This window comes from Halobacillus sp. K22, from assembly GCF_052246795.1.
Classification (GTDB): Bacteria; Bacillota; Bacilli; order Bacillales; family Halobacillaceae; genus Halobacillus.
In genome coordinates this window covers 1-1,112 of sequence record NZ_JBQQCN010000061.1, presented here as the reverse complement: position 1 = coordinate 1,112, position 1,112 = coordinate 1, and the positions used below count along the sequence as shown (strand labels likewise).

The 1,112-nt window shown below is 49.2% G+C and carries 7 tRNA genes and 2 rRNA genes; all 9 read left to right on the top strand.

Annotation, left to right across the window (positions count from 1 at the left end):
- Nucleotides 1-102: ribosomal RNA gene (locus ACTWPM_RS20650) — 23S ribosomal RNA — on the top strand; the annotation flags it as partial.
- A gap of 154 nt (nucleotides 103-256) precedes the next feature.
- Nucleotides 257-370 (top strand): 5S ribosomal RNA (rrf, locus tag ACTWPM_RS20645).
- Nucleotides 371-382: 12 nt separating this feature from the next.
- A tRNA-Val gene (locus ACTWPM_RS20640) sits at nucleotides 383-458 on the top strand.
- A 15-nt stretch (nucleotides 459-473) separates the two neighbouring features.
- Nucleotides 474-549: transfer RNA gene (locus ACTWPM_RS20635), tRNA-Thr, on the top strand.
- 28 nt (nucleotides 550-577) lie between these two features.
- Nucleotides 578-653, top strand: a tRNA-Lys gene (locus ACTWPM_RS20630).
- Nucleotides 654-660: 7 nt separating this feature from the next.
- A tRNA-Leu gene (locus ACTWPM_RS20625) sits at nucleotides 661-742 on the top strand.
- A gap of 6 nt (nucleotides 743-748) precedes the next feature.
- A tRNA-Gly gene (locus tag ACTWPM_RS20620) sits at nucleotides 749-823 on the top strand.
- Between the two features lie 61 nt (nucleotides 824-884).
- Nucleotides 885-974 (top strand) — tRNA-Leu (locus tag ACTWPM_RS20615).
- A gap of 11 nt (nucleotides 975-985) precedes the next feature.
- Nucleotides 986-1,062: transfer RNA gene (locus ACTWPM_RS20610), tRNA-Arg, on the top strand.
- The last annotated feature ends 50 nt before the right edge of the window (nucleotides 1,063-1,112 follow it).

The following is a 1,112-nucleotide window of genomic DNA, read 5'->3' as shown; positions in this document are numbered from 1 at the left end:
AGTAAGTAAGATCCCTCAGAGACGATGAGGTTGATAGGTCCGAGGTGGAAGCGTGGTGACACGTGGAGCTGACGGATACTAATGGATCGATGACTTATCTATCCTTTAAAAAAGAAGTCGGAAGAGAACGTTCGCTCGTCCGATGGTTGAATGATCCTTATCCAGTTTTGAGGGTTTACAAAAAAATTGTAATTTACCCTTGAATTTTTTCTCGCAGGACAATATAATATATCTTGTCCTTGAAAAAAGAATAAGGTTTGGTGGTGAAGGCGAAGAGGTCACACCTGTTCCCATGCCGAACACAGAAGTTAAGCTCTTCAGCGCCGATGGTAGTCGGGTCGATCCCCGTGAGAGTAGGACGCCGCCAAACTTTATATAATCCGGAGGATTAGCTCAGCTGGGAGAGCACTTGCCTTACAAGCAAGGGGTCGCAGGTTCGAGCCCTGCATCCTCCACCATTTATTTCTGTAGTTGCCGGCCTAGCTCAACTGGCAGAGCAACTGATTTGTAATCAGTAGGTTGGGGGTTCAAGTCCTCTGGCCGGCACCATGAGTTGTTTTAACTTATCTTAAGTTTTGAGCCATTAGCTCAGTTGGTAGAGCATCTGACTTTTAATCAGAGGGTCGAAGGTTCGAATCCTTCATGGCTCACCATTTGCCTGCGGGTGTGGTGGAATTGGCAGACACGCTAGATTTAGGATCTAGTGCTTCACGGCGTGGGGGTTCAAGTCCCTCCACCCGCACTTATTGCGGAAGTAGTTCAGTGGTAGAACACCACCTTGCCAAGGTGGGGGTCGCGGGTTCGAATCCCGTCTTCCGCTCCAATAGTTACTTTAATATACTTATAACTGAACAACATGATAGTCCATATGAAAAACATGTCAAGCCGGGGTGGCGGAATTGGCAGACGCACAGGACTTAAAATCCTGCGGTGGGTCACCCACCGTGCCGGTTCGAGTCCGGCCCTCGGCACCATAATCTCATATGCGCCCGTAGCTCAATTGGATAGAGCGTCTGACTACGGATCAGAAGGTTAGGGGTTCGACTCCTCTCGGGCGCGCCATTATACGGGAAGTAGCTCAGCTTGGTAGAGCACTTGGTTTGGGACCAAGG